General features: G+C 62.4%; 23 protein-coding genes. All 23 read left to right on the plus strand.

The annotated features are described in order from the left end of the window. The first annotated feature begins 71 nt into the window (after positions 1-71). The 23 genes from KHO23_RS15505 (at position 72) to KHO23_RS15610 (ending at position 17,650) form a co-directional block, all read left to right on the plus strand. Positions 72-1,091, plus strand: coding sequence for a GPO family capsid scaffolding protein (locus KHO23_RS15505; RefSeq protein ID WP_211612092.1), 1,020 nt, complete (start codon positions 72-74; stop codon positions 1,089-1,091). Positions 1,092-1,131: 40 nt separating this feature from the next. Next, positions 1,132-2,151 carry a phage major capsid protein, P2 family gene (locus tag KHO23_RS15510; RefSeq protein ID WP_211612093.1) on the plus strand — a complete coding sequence of 340 codons (1,020 nt, stop codon included), beginning with the start codon at positions 1,132-1,134 and terminating at the stop codon, positions 2,149-2,151. Further along, positions 2,151-2,831: a phage terminase small subunit gene (gene gpM, locus KHO23_RS15515; RefSeq protein WP_211612094.1), complete on the plus strand. Its 681-nt coding sequence runs from the start codon at positions 2,151-2,153 to the stop codon at positions 2,829-2,831. Before KHO23_RS15510 ends, gpM begins: the two co-directional genes overlap by 1 nt. 102 nt (positions 2,832-2,933) lie before the next feature. Next, positions 2,934-3,425, plus strand: a complete 492-nt coding sequence (locus tag KHO23_RS15520; protein WP_211612095.1) for a head completion/stabilization protein — start codon at positions 2,934-2,936, stop codon at positions 3,423-3,425. Further along, positions 3,425-3,631 carry a tail protein X gene (locus KHO23_RS15525; RefSeq protein ID WP_211612096.1) on the plus strand — a complete coding sequence of 69 codons (207 nt, stop codon included), beginning with the start codon at positions 3,425-3,427 and terminating at the stop codon, positions 3,629-3,631. The genes KHO23_RS15520 and KHO23_RS15525 overlap by 1 nt, the downstream gene beginning before the upstream one ends. 27 nt (positions 3,632-3,658) lie before the next feature. Beyond that, positions 3,659-4,000, plus strand: coding sequence for a putative holin (locus KHO23_RS15530; protein ID WP_211612097.1), 342 nt, complete (start codon positions 3,659-3,661; stop codon positions 3,998-4,000). A gap of 3 nt (positions 4,001-4,003) precedes the next feature. Then, a complete protein-coding gene (locus KHO23_RS15535; protein WP_211612098.1) occupies positions 4,004-4,276 on the plus strand; it encodes a phage holin family protein in 273 nt (90 codons plus the stop codon). Beyond that, positions 4,273-5,079 carry an N-acetylmuramidase domain-containing protein gene (locus tag KHO23_RS15540; RefSeq protein ID WP_211612099.1) on the plus strand — a complete coding sequence of 269 codons (807 nt, stop codon included), beginning with the start codon at positions 4,273-4,275 and terminating at the stop codon, positions 5,077-5,079. Before KHO23_RS15535 ends, KHO23_RS15540 begins: the two co-directional genes overlap by 4 nt. Then, positions 5,076-5,522 carry an Rz-like lysis system protein LysB gene (gene lysB / locus KHO23_RS15545; protein ID WP_211612100.1) on the plus strand — a complete coding sequence of 149 codons (447 nt, stop codon included), beginning with the start codon at positions 5,076-5,078 and terminating at the stop codon, positions 5,520-5,522. Before KHO23_RS15540 ends, lysB begins: the two co-directional genes overlap by 4 nt. After that, positions 5,416-5,643, plus strand: coding sequence for an Rz1-like lysis system protein LysC (lysC, locus tag KHO23_RS35070; protein ID WP_236066866.1), 228 nt, complete (start codon positions 5,416-5,418; stop codon positions 5,641-5,643). Before lysB ends, lysC begins: the two co-directional genes overlap by 107 nt. Beyond that, positions 5,636-6,052, plus strand: coding sequence for a phage tail protein (locus tag KHO23_RS15550; protein ID WP_211612101.1), 417 nt, complete (start codon positions 5,636-5,638; stop codon positions 6,050-6,052). The genes lysC and KHO23_RS15550 overlap by 8 nt, the downstream gene beginning before the upstream one ends. Next, a complete protein-coding gene (locus KHO23_RS15555; RefSeq protein WP_211612214.1) occupies positions 6,052-6,522 on the plus strand; it encodes a phage virion morphogenesis protein in 471 nt (156 codons plus the stop codon). Before KHO23_RS15550 ends, KHO23_RS15555 begins: the two co-directional genes overlap by 1 nt. 87 nt (positions 6,523-6,609) lie before the next feature. Then, positions 6,610-7,305: a phage baseplate assembly protein V gene (locus tag KHO23_RS15560; protein ID WP_211612102.1), complete on the plus strand. Its 696-nt coding sequence runs from the start codon at positions 6,610-6,612 to the stop codon at positions 7,303-7,305. Beyond that, positions 7,302-7,664, plus strand: coding sequence for a GPW/gp25 family protein (locus KHO23_RS15565; RefSeq protein WP_211612103.1), 363 nt, complete (start codon positions 7,302-7,304; stop codon positions 7,662-7,664). Before KHO23_RS15560 ends, KHO23_RS15565 begins: the two co-directional genes overlap by 4 nt. Next, positions 7,661-8,575, plus strand: coding sequence for a baseplate J/gp47 family protein (locus KHO23_RS15570; RefSeq protein ID WP_211612104.1), 915 nt, complete (start codon positions 7,661-7,663; stop codon positions 8,573-8,575). The genes KHO23_RS15565 and KHO23_RS15570 overlap by 4 nt, the downstream gene beginning before the upstream one ends. Beyond that, a complete protein-coding gene (locus KHO23_RS15575; RefSeq protein ID WP_211612105.1) occupies positions 8,568-9,110 on the plus strand; it encodes a phage tail protein I in 543 nt (180 codons plus the stop codon). Before KHO23_RS15570 ends, KHO23_RS15575 begins: the two co-directional genes overlap by 8 nt. 2 nt (positions 9,111-9,112) lie before the next feature. Beyond that, a complete protein-coding gene (locus KHO23_RS15580; protein WP_211612106.1) occupies positions 9,113-11,650 on the plus strand; it encodes a phage tail protein in 2,538 nt (845 codons plus the stop codon). Positions 11,651-11,667: 17 nt separating this feature from the next. Then, positions 11,668-12,321: a tail fiber assembly protein gene (locus tag KHO23_RS15585; protein ID WP_211612107.1), complete on the plus strand. Its 654-nt coding sequence runs from the start codon at positions 11,668-11,670 to the stop codon at positions 12,319-12,321. Positions 12,322-12,392: 71 nt separating this feature from the next. After that, positions 12,393-13,565, plus strand: a complete 1,173-nt coding sequence (locus tag KHO23_RS15590; RefSeq protein ID WP_211612108.1) for a phage tail sheath protein — start codon at positions 12,393-12,395, stop codon at positions 13,563-13,565. Between the two features lie 29 nt (positions 13,566-13,594). Then, on the plus strand, positions 13,595-14,104 hold the full coding sequence (locus KHO23_RS15595) for a phage major tail tube protein (RefSeq protein WP_200652701.1): 510 nt from the start codon (positions 13,595-13,597) through the stop codon (positions 14,102-14,104). 81 nt (positions 14,105-14,185) lie between these two features. After that, positions 14,186-14,536, plus strand: a complete 351-nt coding sequence (locus KHO23_RS15600; protein ID WP_211612109.1) for a phage tail assembly protein — start codon at positions 14,186-14,188, stop codon at positions 14,534-14,536. A gap of 8 nt (positions 14,537-14,544) precedes the next feature. Then, positions 14,545-14,667 (plus strand): GpE family phage tail protein, encoded by a 123-nt coding sequence (locus KHO23_RS15605; protein WP_200652703.1) that lies wholly within the window; start codon positions 14,545-14,547, stop codon positions 14,665-14,667. Next, positions 14,660-17,650, plus strand: coding sequence for a phage tail tape measure protein (locus KHO23_RS15610; protein WP_211612110.1), 2,991 nt, complete (start codon positions 14,660-14,662; stop codon positions 17,648-17,650). Before KHO23_RS15605 ends, KHO23_RS15610 begins: the two co-directional genes overlap by 8 nt. Positions 17,651-17,653: the final 3 nt, after the last annotated feature.

Consider the following 17,653-nt stretch of genomic DNA (forward strand, 5'->3'; position numbering starts at 1 on the left):
CTGCGGCGCGCGCAAACGCAAGATATGGACTCACGCTTAACCAACCTCTAAACCCGCTGGAGACCTAACAAATGCAATTCCGCAAGCTGTCGCTAATGTCGTTCGCCGTTGCGGCGATCGCGTTCGCTTTCACGATGGACGCGCATGCGGCGACGCTCGCCGTGAGTAGCGTTCTCAACCATTCCGATTTCTTCGGCGGCCACCTCGGCGCCGGCGCGCTCGCTATTGGCTCTATTGCTACGGCTGGCGCCGGCGGGTCGGTCAAGCATGCGGCAACCAAGTTTTTTCGTATCGCCGTCGAAGGTGCGACAAGTGACGGCCGGAGCATCGATCGCGCATCGCTGGTGCAGATGGCGAAGAACTACAACCCCGACGTGTATGGCGCACGGCTGAACCTCGAACACTATCGCGGCATCATCCCGGATAGCCCGTTCAAGGCATACGGCGACGTGATCGCACTGGAAACCCGCGATGAAACCGGTCCGCTCGCCGGAAAGCTCGGCCTGTATGCCCAGATCGCCCCGACGACCGACCTCGTCGCACTAACGAAAGCCAAGCAAAAGATCTACACGTCGTGCGAAATCGATCCGTCATTCGCCGATACGAATCAGGCGTATCTCGTCGGCCTCGCCGTGACCGATAGCCCCGCAAGCCTCGGCACGCAGATTCTGTCTTTCGCAGCTCAGAACCCGGCGGCATCGCCGTTCGCAAGTCGCAAGCTGTCGCCGGCGAACCTCTTCACGGCGGCCGAGCCGGTGACGATCGAGCTGGATGAATTCACCACGACGCCGGGCATTGGCGCGCTGTTCTCCCGCGTCGCCGAACTGCTCGGCATGTCGAAGAAGAAAGACGCGAGCGACGAAACGCGATTCGCTGACGTAGGGCAAGCCGTCGAGACGCTCGCAGCGCACGGCAAGCAACAGGCCGACGCCGTCGCCGCCCTCACGCAAACCGTCGCGGAGCTGACCGGGCTGCGCGAAGCCGACCGCAAGGCATTCGACGAACTGCATACGCAGCTTTCGGCGACCAGCGGCACGCAGGCACGGCCGCCGGCAACCGGCGCGCCCGCTGCTGTTGTGACCGACTGCTAACCCGCATTCGTCCCTCTCACCGATCTAGGAGAATTTTTAGATGCGCAATGAAACCCGCGAAAAGTTCGATGCCTACGTCGAAACTGTCGCCAAGCTGAACGGCGTTTCGAACGCCACCAAGAAATTTGCTGTCTCGCCAAGCGTGCAGCAAAAGCTCGAGACCCGCATTCAGGAGTCGAGCGACTTTCTGAAACGCGTCAATATGATCGGCGTGACCGAACAGCAAGGCGAGAAGCTCGGCCTCGGTATCGGCTCGCCGATTGCCGGCACGACCGACACCACGAAACAGGATCGCGAAACGACTGACGTTAGCGACCTCGATGCGAAGGGGTACATCTGCACGCAAACGAACTTCGATTCGCACATCACGTATGCGAAGCTCGACGCGTGGGCGAAGTTCGCTGACTTTCAGGCGAAATTGCGTGATGCGATCGTGAAGCGTCAGGCGCTCGACCGGATCGCGATCGGCTTCAACGGCACTTCGCGCGCGGCAACGTCCGACCGCACGAAAAACCCGCTGTTGCAGGACGTCAATAAGGGCTGGTTGCAGAAGTATCGCGATGAAGCCGCAGCGCGAGTTCTGCACGAAGGCACGAAGGCGGCCGGAAAAGTGCAGGTAGGCAAGGGCGGTGATTACGAGAATCTCGACGCACTGGTTTTCGACATTCTCGCGAACATGGTCGATCCGTGGCACCAGGACGATACCGGCCTGTTTGTTTTCTGCGGCCGTGGTCTGATGCACGACAAGTATTTCCCGATCGTCAACACGACGCAGGCACCGACCGAAACCCTCGCGGCGGACGTGATCGTGAGCCAGAAGCGCATTGGCGGCCTGCCGGCGGTTAGTGTGCCGTTCTTCCCGCCTCATGCCTTGCTGATTACGCGTTTCGACAACCTGTCGATCTACACGCAGGACGGTGGGCGCCGGCGCAACATCGTCGATAACTCGAAGCGCGACCGTATCGAGAACTACGAATCGAGCAACGATGCGTATGTCGTCGAAGATTTCGGCTGCGGTGCGATGGCTGAAAACATCGAACTTCTGCCAAAGGCTGCGTGATGAAAAGCCCCGCCCAACGCCATTACGAACGCGTCTCGGCCGAACTGGCGGCTGCCTCGGCCGCGCCTGGCGGGTCGCTCGCGGGCGCGAGCGCGTACGAGTTGATGCTTGCGAAGCTGGCGACCGATCGCCGGCGCCTGAAGGCGATCCAGTCGATCGAACGCAAGATCGACGTGAAGCGCGCGGAGCTGCTGCCCGAGTACGTCGATTACGTCGCGGGCGCACTGAGCGGCGGGCGGGGCGCGCAGGACGATGTTCTTACTACCGTGATGATCTGGCGTGTCGATGCGGGCGACTTCGCCGGCGCGCTCGATATCGCCCGGTACGCACTGGCGCACCGCATGACACTGCCCGACCAGTACGACCGGCCGCTCGCGACTGCGATCGCCGAAGAATTCGCGCAGGCTGCGCTCGCCGCGTTCAAGCTCGGCGACACGTTCGACGCGGGCCAGCTCGCCGAAGTGATGACGCTGACAGAGTCGGCCGACATGCACGACCAGGTGCGGGCCAAGCTGCATAAGGCGCTTGGCAAAGCGCTACAGGATGCCGACAGAACTGCGGCACTCGATCACCTACGCCGCGCGTTGCAGCTCGACGAACGCGCCGGCGTGAAACAGGACATTGCCCGGCTCGAAACCGAGCTGAGCGATGCGGCCGGCGCCAAAGCCGGCCGCAAGTAAGGAGCCCCCCCGGCATGGCGGCGCCGGCTGACGAAACGCAACACCTGACGGAAACGCGTTTCCGACGCCGGCCCACCGCCATCATTTTCTGAGCCATGTCCCATGAGTAGCTTTCTCGCGACCGCTGAACCGACCACGCCCCAGACACCTGGCTCGCCGGCCAATGCCGCGATCGTCACAAACGACGGCTGGTTTCCCGACATCGACATGAACGCCTTGCGCGCGTCGATGCGGCTCGACGGCACCGCGACACATGAGCGCTTGCGCGACGCCACGATCGATGCGATTGCCAGCATCAATGCTGAGCTGGGCACATGGCAGGCCGGCCAGCTCGCGGCCGGCTTTGTCGATCTGGCCGCCGTACCGGCGCCAAACATCGGCGGCGAAAGTGTGCAGCTCGCGCGCTATCGCCGCGCCGTTTTCAACTGCGCACACGCGGACCTCACCGAGCGGTACCGCGATTTCGATTCGACGAAATCCGGTGGCCAGAAGGCCGAAGACCTCGAAACGACCATATGCGATGCGCGCCGTAACGTGCGCTGGGCACTAAGCGACATGCGCGGCCTGCCGCGCGCCACGATTGAGCTGATCTGATGATCGTCACCGCACAACAGGGCGACACCGTCGATTCCCTTTGCTGGCGCCACTACGGCCGCACCGATAGCACGGTTGAGGCGGTACTCGAGGCGAACGCTGGCCTCGCCGATTACGGCGTATTTCTGCCGATCGGCACGCCTGTTTTTCTTCCCGAGCTGGCGAGTGTCGATACATCGACGCCGCTCTTGCAACTGTTTGACTGATTGACACACACGGACCCAGGAGCCGACATGGCCGAACCGAGCACCACCACCCTCGCACTGTCGGCCGCGATCGGCCTCGCGAGCCTCACGCCGGGTATCGACGGCAACGCGCTGATTGGCGCCTTCACGGGCGCCGCGCTCGTCGTCGTCACGTCGAAAGATATCGGCGCGTTAAAGCGCGTCGCCTACATGCTGATTTCGCTGGTGATGGGCTATCTGGCCGCGCCTGAGATCGTCAACTCGACACCGATCAAGTCAACCGGCGTGGCGGCGTTCTTCGCGGCCGCACTGGTTATCACCGTGACGCTGCAACTGATCGATCGGGTCAAAACGCTCGACCTGTTTGCGATGTTCAGGAAAGGAGGGTAGGCCGTGCTGACTCCCGTTGCCTTGATCGCGCTCGCGGCCTACGTCGCCGCAATCGTGCGCGTGCTGACGTTTCGCAGGCAGGGCGCGCGGCACCGTCGCCATGTTTCATGGATCGCCTGGGCGCTTGTCGTCGTCATGGGCGGCTCGGCGATCGAGCTGGCGCTCCACGCGAAATCTGTCGGCATTTTCGAAGCTGGCTCGGCGGTACTGCTGGCCCTGTTTGTGTTTGGCGTGCGCGGCAACGTCGCGCGCCTGCTCTGGAGCAATGAATCATGATGACGCACCGTTTTGGCGACCACGGCGACGACGTGGGCCTGTTGCAACGCCGCCTTATCCGCGCCGGCTTTGCCGTAGAAGTGACGCACCTGTACGACGGCGCGACCGAAGCCGCGGTGATCGCGCTGCAGAAGAAAACCGGCCTGATCGATGACGGCGTCGCCGGCCCGAAGACGCTGGCCGCGCTCGCGACTGGCCGGCGTGACCCTAAACACCTCGCGCTGGCCGATCTCGTCGCGGCGGCCGACAAACTCGGCGTACCGCTCGCATGCGTGCGCGCCGTCAATGAGGTGGAATCAAGTGGATCTGGTTTTCTGCTCGATGATCGGCCGGCGATCCTGTTCGAACGCCACAAATTCTGGAAACAGCTACAGGCGCGCGGCATCGATCCGGCGCCGATCGCGGCGAAGTATCCGAACATCCTTTCGCAGACGGCCGGCGGCTACCTCGGCAAAGCGGCCGAGTACACGCGCCTGGCATCAGCCGAGCTGATCGACGCCGGCGCCGCGTACGAGTCGGCGAGCTGGGGCGCATTCCAGGTGATGGGCTATCACTGGCAACGGCTCGGCTATTCGAGCATCGACGATTTCGTCGCACGGATGGAAAACGGCGAAGCCGACCAGCTCGACGCGTTCGTGCGCTATGTGGCGGCCGATGCGGGCTTGCTTTCGGCGCTGAAGGGCAGGAAGTGGGCGGCGTTCGCCAAAGGCTACAACGGCGCGGATTACGCCCGCAACCTGTACGACGCGAAGCTCGCACAGGCTTATCTCAAGTACGCCGGGCCGACCAAGGCGGCCGCATGAACGCGTTCGCCGCACGTCTTGTTGCCCGCGTCGTCGCCGGCGTCGTCGCGGTGCTGCTGATCGTCGCCGGCGTCCAGTACGTGCGCGGGCTGCGCGCCGAGCTGGGCGGCGCACAGGACGCCGCCAAACGTGCCAAAGACGATCTGGCGGGCCGTGACGAAACAATCAGGCACCTGCAGGACGATGCGGCCGACAAGGCAAGGCAACAGCGCAAGCTCGATGCCGATCGCAACGGCATCGACGCGAAGCTCGCCGGCATCCGTGACGAAATGAGGAGATACAACAATGAAAGCGCAGAACTCCGCGCGTGGGCTGCTGGTGCTTTGCCTGCTGACATTGTCCGCATGCACGCAAGCCCCGCTCTCACCGGCGCCGCCGATTACCTTGCAAGAGTGCCAGGCGGTGACGCGGTGCACGCTGCCGGCGATGGCACCGACAACTAACGGCGCCCTCGACGACGCGCTACAGATGGTTAAGGCCGCGTGGGCAGCATGCGCGTCCAAGGTCGATATGGTGTTCGACTGCCAGTCGAAACTTAGGGCGCGGACGGCCGACCATGATTAAACCTGCAAGCCTACGCGCGGCGCTCGTCGCCGCAATTCCATCGCTGGCGACCGATCCCGAGCGCCTTACCGTTTTCATCGACGCCGGCCACGTTGCCGCGACCGGCACGCGAACGCCGTCATTTGAATACCGGTACACCGCGCATGCGATGGTGCTGGACTTCGCCGGCGAAGCCGATCACGTCTTTATCGCTATCGTCGAATGGGCGCGCGCCAATCAGCCTGACCTTGTTACGAACGCCGATCAACGCGAATCCGGCATTACTTTCGAAGCCGATATCCTCAACAATCAAACGGTCGATCTGTCGATCAAACTGCAGCTCACTGAAAGTGTCGTCGTATCGACCGACGCGAGCGGCAAGCGCACAATCAGGCACGTCGACGACGCGGCCGATCACTGGCTTGGATGATGGACAACGATCTACACGCGCTCGACAAGTGGGCAGGCGGGCTGCTCGCGCAGCTCGCGCCGGCCGGCCGGCGCGCTGTTACGCGTGACATAGCGCGCGAGCTGCGGCGCAGCCAGCAAACGCGCATTGGCGCGCAGCGCAACCCCGACGAAAGTCCGTTCGCTGCACGCAAGCCGCGAACAGGGAAGGGCGGCAAGCTGCGCGAGAAAAAAGGGCGCATCAAACGCGCCGCGATGTTCGCGAAGCTGCGCACGGCTCGCTATCTCAAGGTCGAATCCGATGCGATGGGCCTCGCTGTTGGCTTCGCCGGCCGCGTCTCGCGCGTGGCGCGCGTCCACCAGTTCGGGTTACGCGATCGTGTCTCACCGAAGGGCGCCGAATACCAATACCCCGCCCGGTCGCTGCTCGGCTTCACTGCCCAGGATCGCGAACTGATACGCGACGTGCTGCTTAATCACATCACGAAATAGCCCTTGTTGAGGGGCTTTTTTTGTACCCAAACCCCTTACGATTCCGATGACTCGCATCGCGCGTGTGCGGCCGGCAACATGGTCGGCATGGACGCTAACGAAATCCGACGACTGATTATCAACATGATCCGCAAGGGCGCGATCATGGAGGTCAATCACGACAGCAACCCGCCGACCTGCCGCGTGTCTGTTGGCGACCCGACCGACCCGGACGGCGAAGGCCTGCAAACGAACTGGCTGCCGTTCATTTCGGCACGCGCTGGCGCGACACGTGAATGGAATCCACCAACCAAAGACGAAAAGGTCGTGCTGTTCTGCCCGATGGGCGATCCGGCGCAAGGTGTCGTTCTCTGCGGCCTTAATTCCGACGATGCGCCGGCGCCAAGCAATAGCCCTGACACGCACACGCGCGCCTATCCCGATGGCGCGATCGTTGAATACAACCACGCCAATCACTCACTCTCGGCCACGCTGCCTGACGGTGCGACCGTGCTGATCGTCGCGCCCGGTTCTGTCACGGTGCGCACCAAAGAGGCCACCGTGAAGGCCGACGCAATGACCATCGACGCAAAAACCACGACCGTGACCGGGTCGATGCTCGTTAAGGGTGCTTTCGAGTTCCAGTCCGGTATGACGGGGTCCGCCGGCGCTGGCGGCGGCTCGACCATGAAGATCAACGGCGCGGCCGACTTCACGGGCGAAGTGAAATCACAGGGAATCAGCCTGCCGAAGCACACGCACATGGAACAGGGCGACGGTAAAGAAGTGAGTGCCCCGCGATGAGAGGCATGGACGCAAAGACCGGCCGTGCCATTTCCGGACTGGCTCACCTTTACCAATCGATCGCCAAGATCCTGACGACCTCGATCGGCTCGCGCCTGAAGCGCCGGCCGTTCGGCTCTGAAATTCCCGACCTGATCGACGCGCCGAACAATGGTGAAACGCGCGTGCGCCTGTATGCCGCGATCGCCACCGCCCTCATGCGCTGGGAGCCACGTCTAAGGCTTAACCGTGTGCAGCTCTCGACCGAAACAACCGGGACCGGCGCTGGCGTACAGGTTGTCGATATCGAAGGCACGACGATCGATACGGGCGACGTGGTATCGACCCGCATTCAGGTTGGCAATGGGGGGGCTGCATGAGCGTAACGCCAATCGACCTGTCACAACTGCCGTCCCCTGACGTTGTCGAGACGATCGACTATGAAACGCTGCTGGCCGTACGCAAGGCGCGGCTCGTTTCCCTGTATCCGGCCGCCGAGCAAGCGGATGTTGCGGCCGCGCTCGAGCTCGAATCAGAGCCGATGGCGATCCATCTGCAGGAGAACGCCTATCGGGAAATCGTGCTGCGCCAGCGTGTCAACGATGCGGCGCGCGCGGTGATGCTCGCCTATGCGATGGATAGCGACCTCGAACAGCTCGCCGCGTTCTTCGATATCAAACGGCTGACGCTCACGCCGGCCGACCCTGCCAACGGCGTGGCGGCCGTGATGGAAAGCAATACGGACCTACGCAAGCGCACGCAGCTCGCGCCGCAAGGGTTTTCTGTCGCCGGCCCCGAAGGCGCCTATATCTCGCATGCACTCAACACCGATGGCCGCGTGCTGGATGCCTCGGCGATTAGCCCCGCGCCGTGCGAAGTGCTAGTGACGGTCCTGTCGCGAGACGGCGACGGCACTGCGCCGAAAGACCTGCTTGACGCAGTAGCCGCGAACCTGCAGGCCGACGATGTTCGCCCGCTGACCGACAAGGTGACAGTGCAGGGCGCGACCATCAACCGCTATGCAGTGTGCGCGGATCTGGTGTTCTTTTCCGGGCCTGATCGCTCCGTCGCACTCGCGGAAGCTCGTAAGCGCATGGCTACTTACACGACCGAAATGCACAAACTCGGCATGGAAATCACGCTTGACGGCATCTATGCCGCGGCGCGTCCGGCCGGCGTTCAGAAAGTAATTCTGCGTAGTCCGCTTGCTGACATTCCGGCGTCGAAAGCGCAAGCGCCTTACTGCACAAGCATCGATCTGCGCGATGGAGGCGTGTACAGCAATGTCTGATCTGCTGCCGCCAAACTCGACCGTGCATGAGCGCAACCTTGCGAGCGTCAATGGACGCATCAGCGACATTACAACGCCACTGCGCGACCTGATGAACCCGGACAGGATTCCGCTTGAGCTGCTGCCCTGGCTCGCGTGGCACATGGGCATCGACGCCTGGAAAGACTACTGGCCCGAGCAAATCAAGCGCGCCCGCGTCAAGGCGGCGATTCCGATCGCACGAAAGAAGGGTACGGCGGCGGCAGTGCGCGAAGTCGTCGCGACGTTCGGCGGAAATATCGCACTACGCGAATGGTTCGAGATGAACCCGCCAGGCGTCCCCGGCACATTCGACATTGTCATGACGGTAAGCGGCCGTGATGGTGTGCCGGTCACGGCCGCCTATGTCGCGGACATCATCGCCGAGATCGATCGCACCAAGCCGGTACGCGCTCACTACACCTTCACGCAAGGCTTTTCGTTGCAAGGCTCACAACGCGTAGCAGCGGCTGTTCGGCCGGCCCTGTATCGCCGTCTTTCACTTACGGATAAATGACCATGGCCGGAGCCCTCATAAACATCACCGATGCAGGCCGCGCGGCGCTCGTCGCGCCCGGTAATACCGGCACCAATGCACACAGGATCGTCGAGATCGGTCTGAGTACGGCTCTCTTCGATGCGACCGATCGCACGCTCAGGAAACTGCCGAACGAGCTGAAGCGGATCACCACGTTTGGCGGCGACAACGTCGCGGCCGATACGGTTCACGTGACATTGCGTGACGACACGCCCGACCAGTACAAGCTGTATGGCCTTGGCCTGTACCTCGAAAACGGCGTGCTATTCGGCGTCTACTGCCAGAAGGCCGAAGACGGCCCGATCATGGAGAAGGCACCGGCGGCACTGCTGCTTCTCTCGGCTGATATGCAGTTCGTGACGATCGATGCGGCCCAGCTCGTTTTCGGCAATGCGAGTTTCACGAACCCGCCGGCGACGACCGAACGTCAAGGCGTCGTCGAGCTGGCGACGCAAGCCGAAGTCAACGCCGGCGCCGATGACTCCCGCGCCATTACGCCAAAGACGGCGGCCGCCCGCTATGCGGCGCTCACTGGCGCCACGTTTAGTGGCCAAATTATTCTGGCCGAAGGGAGCGTTTCGGTTCCAAGCCTGACGTTTGACAAGGACGGCACGCCTGACACCGGCCTGTATCACATCGCCGATGGTTCGTTTGGCATCACGTCTAACGGGAAATCTGTTGCCCGCTTCACGCCAGGCGGAACCGTATTCGACAAGGGTATTCAAGTGGCAACCGGCGTCCGCGCGCTGTTCGGCACCGCGACCGATGACGGCACGAACCTCGTGCAGATTGGCGGCAACGCGAGTACGCGCGGCGTCCATACGTTCGGCTATGGCGTGACAATCGGATGGGTCACGGCCGACGCGACGATCGCCTATTTCCGTTCGAACGGTCACGTATCGGTCGGCTCTGAAAGCACGGCGGGATTTCTCGACCTCTTTGCCGGCAACGTCGCCCGCGCCCGAGTCCTGCCCAATGGCCGCATGCTTGTTGGCACAACAACCGATGACGGCGTTAATACGCTACAGGTGAAAGGCCAGGTAAAAGGCTCGAATGACGTTGGTAGCCTCGTCGCCTCGAACGGTAGCGGCACAGGCCAAACATCGATCCTGCTGACGCGTGAAGGTGCCGCGGCCGACGAAAAGCGCTGGGAAATTCTGCATACATCGACCGGCGCATTCTCTATCCGATCGATCAATGATGCGTACTCGGCTGGTCGCTCGGCCATGGAGATAGTGCGGCCCACCGGCGGCGGTATTGCGGCGACCCTCATGAAACTGATGCTCGACGGCGGCCGCGTGCTCGTCGGTACATCGGCCGATGACGGTTACAGCCGGTTGCAGATAGCCGGGCATATCTCAGTCAACCGGGCCGCCGGCGAAGGCCAACTGGCGCTTGGCCAGAATGATGGCTACCTCTACGGCAACACTGCGGCGGCCGGCTGGTATTCGCCGACCAAAGGATCGTGGAGCTACAACTACACGCAGAAGAATCTTTACGTCAATGACTCTGCGGTATGGCATGCCGGCAACCTTGTACCGCTCGATGCGAACAAGGGCGGCACGCTCAATAACGATGTGACGTTCGCAGCAGGGAAGCGGCTAATTCTGAGTGAGGGGAGCGCTGTCTATCCGTCGCTTACGTTCATCAACGATGGTGCGCCCGATACAGGCCTCTATCACGTCAACGATGGGACGTTCGCCGTGACGTGCAACGGTGTGACGACTATTCGATTTACCCCAACCATCACCGCATTTGATCGACCGCTTACGGGGCCGACGCCGGCGGCCGGCGACGTGTCGACGCTGATCCCGACGACCGAATGGGTTACGGCGGCGATCGGCGCGGCCACGATCGGGCAAATCGTCATGGAGCCGCGTACGTCCGCGCGAGCGGGTTATCTCAAGGCTAACGGCGCAACGCTGAAACGGGCCGACTATCCCGCGTTGTGGGCGTATGCGCAGGCAAGCGGCGCAATGATGACGGAAGCGCAGTGGAGCGGAGGCAGTTGGGGCTGTTTCTCAAGTGGCGATGGCGCAACCACGTTCCGCATTCCCGAGCTGCGCGGCGAGCATCTGCGCTGCTGGGATGACGGGCGCGGCGTTGACGGCTCTCGCGCGATCGGGTCATGGCAAGACAGCCAGAACCGCTCGCACGCGCATGGCGCCTCGGCCGCGGGTGTTGGCGACCACGGCCACAGCGCCTGGACCGACACCCAGGGCTGGCACGGTCACGGAGTGAGTGACCCAGGGCACGCGCACGGCTATGTCGCCGGCAACATCGCAGGCGCCAACAGTGGCCCTGGCGGTGCAGTGTCGAACGGCAACAGTCAGGTCCGCTGGCCTGGAACAGAAGCCGCCGGGACCGGCATCGGAATTAACGCCGACGGCAACCACGGCCACAACGTTGGCATCGGCGGCGGTGGCGCTCACAGCCACGCAATCACCGTCAACGCGGATGGCGGTGCAGAAACGCGCGTTCGGAATGTCGCGCTGCTCGCAATGATCCGCGCTTACTGAGTTAGAGAGAACGAACCATGCTGATTCACCAATTCGACAACACGACCGGCGCCTATCTGAATAGCTGCCTGGCCGATGCGGATCCGCGCAACGATGGGCGCTGGCTTATCCCTGCCTTTAGCACGTCCGACACGCTGCCCGAGCGCACGCCGCTTTCATGGCCGTTCTATCGCGAGGGCGCATGGGTTCTGCTACCTGACTACCGCGGCCGTCCGTTCTATCGCCAGGACACCGGCGAGCCGACCGAGATCCTCACCGCCGGCAGGACGCCGGCCGAGCTGAACCTGACCGACAAGCCCCGGCCGTCCGATCGGCATACGTGGATTGACGGGGAATGGGCGGTATCGGCCGAACAGCTCGCACAGGAAAAGCGCGCCGCGATGATGGCCGAATTCGAGCTGCGCATGTCCAGGGCGCGCGCGCAGAACGCCGGTAAGGCCGACGCGCTCGCGGCCGGCCTGCTCAATGACGAAGAAACGTATTACTTCAAGGCCTGGTCGGCGTATCAGATGGCGCTTGTTCGTGCGATTGAAAGCGACACATTCCCCGGTTCGGTCGAATGGCCGGATACGCCGGCCGCCTACGTGCCACCGCCACCGCCGGAACACGAAGCGCCTGCAACCGACACGCCGGCCGACGATGCGCCGGTGCAAGAGCAAACCCCGGCTTAGTGCTGATTCACCCGGCCGGAACACCGAGCCGGGAAGACTCCCGCTTTCTCTCACCATAGGAGCTGTACAACATGGCGCAGGACTATCACCACGGCGTACGCGTCGAAGAAATCAACCAGGGCACGCGGCCGATTCGCGCAATCTCGACGGCGATCGTCGGCATTGTCTGCACGGCCGAAGACGCTGACGCAACCGCGTTCCCGCTCGATACGCCCGTGCTGTTGACGAACGTTATTTCGGCGCTCGGCAAGGCTGGCAAGAAAGGCACGCTTTACAGGACGCTGAACGCGATCGGCAAACAGACCAAGCCGATCACGATCGTTGTGCGTGTCGCAGAAGGCAAGGACGAAGCCGAGACGACCTCGAACGTGATCGGTAAGGTCACGCCCGAAGGCAAATATACGGGCCTTAAGGCGCTGCGTTCCTCACAGGCCTCGCTCGGCGTGAAGCCGCGCATTATCGGCGCACCATTTCTCGACACGCAGGCCGTAGGGACCGAGCTGGCCGCCACCGCCAGGGCGCTGAAGGGGTTCGCGTACATCTACGCCGCCGGCGCCAGGACGAAGGAAGAAGCCACCGCCTACCGCAAGCAATTCAGCGCGCGGGAAGTCATGGTGATCTGGCCGAATTTTCTTGCGTGGGACGACAACGAAAACAAAACCGTCGAAGTGCCGGCCACGGCTTACGCCGTTGGTTTGCGCGCCCTGATCGACGAAGCAACCGGCTGGCACAAGACGCTTTCCAACGTGGCGGTCAATGGCGTGACAGGTATCAGCATTCCGGTTTCGTGGGATCTGCAGGACCCGGCCACGGATGCGGGCTATCTGAACGAACAGGACGTGACGACGCTTATCAACCGCAACGGGTATCGCTTCTGGGGCTCGCGCACCTGTTCCGATGATCCGCTGTTCGCATTCGAGAACTACACACGTACCGCGCAGGTGCTGGCCGACACGATGGCCGAAGCACAGATGCCGGTCGTCGATGGCCCGCTCAATCCGTCGCTCGCCCGCGACATTATCGAAGGCATCAACGGCAAATTCCGCGAGTGGAAATCGCAAGGCTACCTGATCGACGGTTCGTCATGGTTCGACCCGGAGCCGAACACGACCGATGTTCTGAAATCGGGTAAGTCCTACATCGATTACGACTATTGCCCGGTTCCGCCACTCGAAAACCTGATGCTTCGCCAGCGTATCACCGATCGCTATCTCGCCGATTTCGCCTCGCGTGTCACGGCCTGATCTACTAATATTAGAAGGAGTCTTAAACGATGGGCATGCCACGCAAACTCAAGGGGTTCAACCTGTTCCAGAACGGGGCGAACTTTGTCGGGCAGACAAAGGAAATCACGCTGCCGAAGCTGTCGCGCAAGATGGAGGAATACATGGGCGGCGGCATGAGTGGCCCGATTCAGATCGACTATGGGCAGGAAGCCATTCAGCTTGAATGGACGTGCGGCGGCTTCATGCCAGAAGTCATCAAACAGTACGGCATCACGAAACACGATGGCGTTCTGCTGCGCTTCGCCGGCGGCTACCAGGCCGAAGACAGGGACACTTACGACGCGATCGAAATCGTCGTGAAGGGCCGCCACAAGGAAATCGACCCCGGCACCGCGAAGCCGAAGGAAGACACCGATTTCAAGGTGACGACCGTGGCGAGCTATTACAAGCTCTCGATGAACGGCGAAGACCTGATCGAAATGGACTTCATCAACATGGTGGAGAAAATCAACGGCGTGGATCTGCTGCAGCAACTGCGCAACGCCATTGGTCTGTAACCCCTAGGCCTGTAGTCCCTCGCGCCTGCCCCTCGACCGGGCAGGCTGCACACCCAAATTCATCACTCGCACGGATAGACCATGAACACGCAAAACACCGCCTCGCAGGACCACGACACCGCCGCGCCGGCGGCAAAAGACCCGAACACGCACACGCTTGATTTTCCGATCGTGCGCGGCAAACAGACCATTACCGAAATCACGCTGCGCCGGCCGAATTCGGGCGAGCTGCGCGGCACATCCCTTTCGAGCCTCGTCGATCTGGATATTGCAGCGCTCCAGAAGGTGCTGCCGCGTATCAGCACGCCGACGCTTACCGAAATGGACGTTGCGCAGATCGACCCGGCCGACCTCGTTCAGCTGGGGGGTATCTTCGCCGGTTTTTTAATGCCGAAGGCCATGAAATCGAAACTGGAATCCCTGAACGCGTAGAAGACCCAATGGCCGATATCGCGACGGTGTTCGGATGGACACCGGCCACGATGGACGCCTTCAGCCTTACCGAGCTGATGGAATGGCGCGAGCGAGCGCGGCAACGTAGCGGAACAAATAGCGATGGATAACGCCCTGAAACTGCGCGTGATGTTCGACATGATCGACGGCATCACGAAGCCCCTGAAAACCATGCTGGCCGGCAACAGGGGGCTTGCCAGCTCGCTTAAGGACACACGGCGCGAGCTGGCCGAGCTGGGCAAGACGCAAAAGAACGTCGCCACGTTCCGCGAAATGCATGCGGGTCTGTCTGCGACCGATAGCAAGCTCACGGCGGCCCGCAAACGCGTCAAGGAAATGGCCGATTCGCTGCGCGCGTTTGGGCCGCCCTCGCAGCAGATGACGGCCGATCTGGCGAAGGCACGTCAGGCCGCGTCGCAGCTCAACGCCGAACAGAAGAAACAGACAGCCGGCCTGCAGGAAATGCGCGAACGGCTCGCCGGCGCCGGCATCGACACGCGCAATCTGTCGCAGCACGAACGCGAGCTGCGCACGAACATCGCCGCCACTACGGCAACGATGACTGCGCAGATGGGCAAGCTCGACGCAATCAGCCAGCGCGAGCGAAAGATGGCGGCCGCCCGTTCGCAAATGCAGGCCATGCAGGGTGTGGCCGCCGGCATGGCGGTCGGCGGCTATGCCGCGCGATCGACCGGCATGCATATGCTTGGCGACATGCGCGAATCGCTCGACGAATCGAAGAAATATGAAATCGAAGTGATGCGTATCCGGGCGCTCGGCCTCGGCGATCACGCGTCAGAAGACGCGGCGAAGTACGCACGCGCGATGAAAGTCTATGGCACCAGCACGACCGACAACGTGACGATGATGCGCGACGCGCTGACGATCTTTGCGGACGAACATCATGCGCAGATGGTCATGCCGACGCTGTCAAAAATGAAGTTTGCCAATGAGGCGATGTTCGGCGCGGAAGACGCGCACGCGAACGAAGAAAAGTTCATGAACATGCTGAAGGTGATCGAGCTGCGCGGGGGCACCAAAGACGAAGCCACGTTCAAGGACGAAGCGAACATGGTGCAGAAGGTGCTGACGGCCACGGGCGGCCGCGTCGGTGGCGATGAGTGGCGCAACTTCATCCAGACCGGCGGCGTCGCGGCCAAACAGATGCGCAAGGACGCGTTCTATTACCAGATGGAACCGCTTATTCAGGAAATGGGCGGGCACGCTGTCGGCACCGGGCTTATGTCCGCATACAGCAATGTCTATCAGGGCAAGACGACCGTGAAAGCGGCCAAGCAGATGATGGCGCTCGATCTGCTCGATAAGCACAAGGTCGAGTACAACAAGATTGGCATGATCAAGCAGATTCGACCGGGCGCGCTCGCCGGCGGCGACATGCTCAAGGCCTCGCCACTTGAATGGCTTGAAAAGGTGCTGCTGCCGAAGCTGGCCGCAAAGGGCATCACCGAACCGGACAAGGTCAAGGACATGATCGCCACGATTTTTACGAATCGGACGGCGGCGAATCTGTTCACGACGATGTACATGCAGAAGGATCAGATTCACAAAAACGAGCGGTTGAACGCCGGCGCCGATGGCATCGACGAAGCGAACGCGAAAGGCCAGCAACTCACGCACGGCCGCGAAATCGCAGCGCTCGCCAAACTGCGCGACCTCAAGCTCGAGATCGGCGAAAAAATCTCGCCGCTCTATAACGCCGCCCTCAAGGCAACGGCCGCGGCGACCGATAAGGTCGTCGGTTTCATGAAAGAACACAGCACGGCTGCTCGCGTGATCCTCGTTACGCTGGCCGCGCTCGCCGCATTGTTGGTCGTCGTCGGCACGATGACAATCGCGCTTGCCGGCGTACTCGGCCCGCTCGCGATTGTGAAATTCAGCATGAAAGCGCTGGGCATGGAAGGCGGCCTTCTGACTCGCGCGCTAGGCGCCGGCGCGACCGCATGGCGTGGCTTTGGCTCGGCTGCCATGTTCGCCGGCCGCGCCGTGCTGGCGACGCCGATCGGGCTGGCGATCGCCGCGATCGTCGCGGCCGTCGCCGTCGCGGCGCTGGTGATCCGCAAGTATTGGGAGCCGATCAAGGCATTTTTCGGCGGCATGTTCGACGGTCTGCTTTCTGGCCTCGCGCCGATCGGCGCCGCCCTCGGCGCTGTGTTTGGCGCGCTCAAACCGATCTTTGCGCCGGTTATCGACCTGTTTGCAGGCGTCTGGAACTGTTTTTCCCAACTGCTCGAACCGGTACGCAGCACAGGCGCTGAATTGAGCGCGGCCGCCGGTTACGGCCGCACGTTCGGCGAAGTACTCGGCGGGGCGCTGCGACTCGTTTTCCTGCCACTGGACCTGCTGGCGAAGGGCATCGCAGGATTACCACGCGTCATCGAATCATTCCTGGCCGATGCGAACACCGCGTTTAGTGGCGGCCTCGCTGGCATCGCTGCCTTAATTCTCAACTGGTCGCCGCTCGGCGTTTTCTATCAGGCATTCGCCGGCGTGCTGTCATGGTTCGGGTTTGAGCTGCCCGCGAAGTTTTCGGAGTTCGGCGCGAACATCCTTTCCGGCCTCGTCAATGGCATCACCAGTGGGCTAGGCGCCGTGAAGGATGCGATTACGGGCGTCGCCGACTCGACCGTCGGATGGTTCAAGGAAAAGCTCGGCATCCATAGCCCTAGCCGCGTATTCGGTGAGCTGGGCGGTTTCATCGGGCAGGGCGCGGCGATCGGCATGGAAGGCGAACAGGGCAGGGTAGCGAAAGCGGCGATCGGCCTCGCCACGATCGCGGCGACCTCGTTCGGCATGCCCGCGCTGGCTAACGGCGCAGCGACCGCGCAGGCGGCCGCCGTGCCGATCGTACGCGCGACCGTACCCATTGACACCCGCCCGCCTCTCGGAGCGTCACCAGAGGCCGCCAGAGCGGCGGGCAATGCGGCGCCGGCGGCGATCGGCCCGATCACCATCAACATTTATCCGCCGGCGGGCATGGACACGGCCGAAGTCGGCCGCATGGTTCGCGCCGAGCTGGAGCGCGCGCAGCGTGCACAGCAGGCGCGCAAGGGTTCAAGCCTGTCGGATTCGTGAACG

This window comes from Paraburkholderia haematera, from assembly GCF_905220975.1.
GTDB classification, from domain to species: domain Bacteria; phylum Pseudomonadota; class Gammaproteobacteria; order Burkholderiales; family Burkholderiaceae; genus Paraburkholderia; species Paraburkholderia haematera.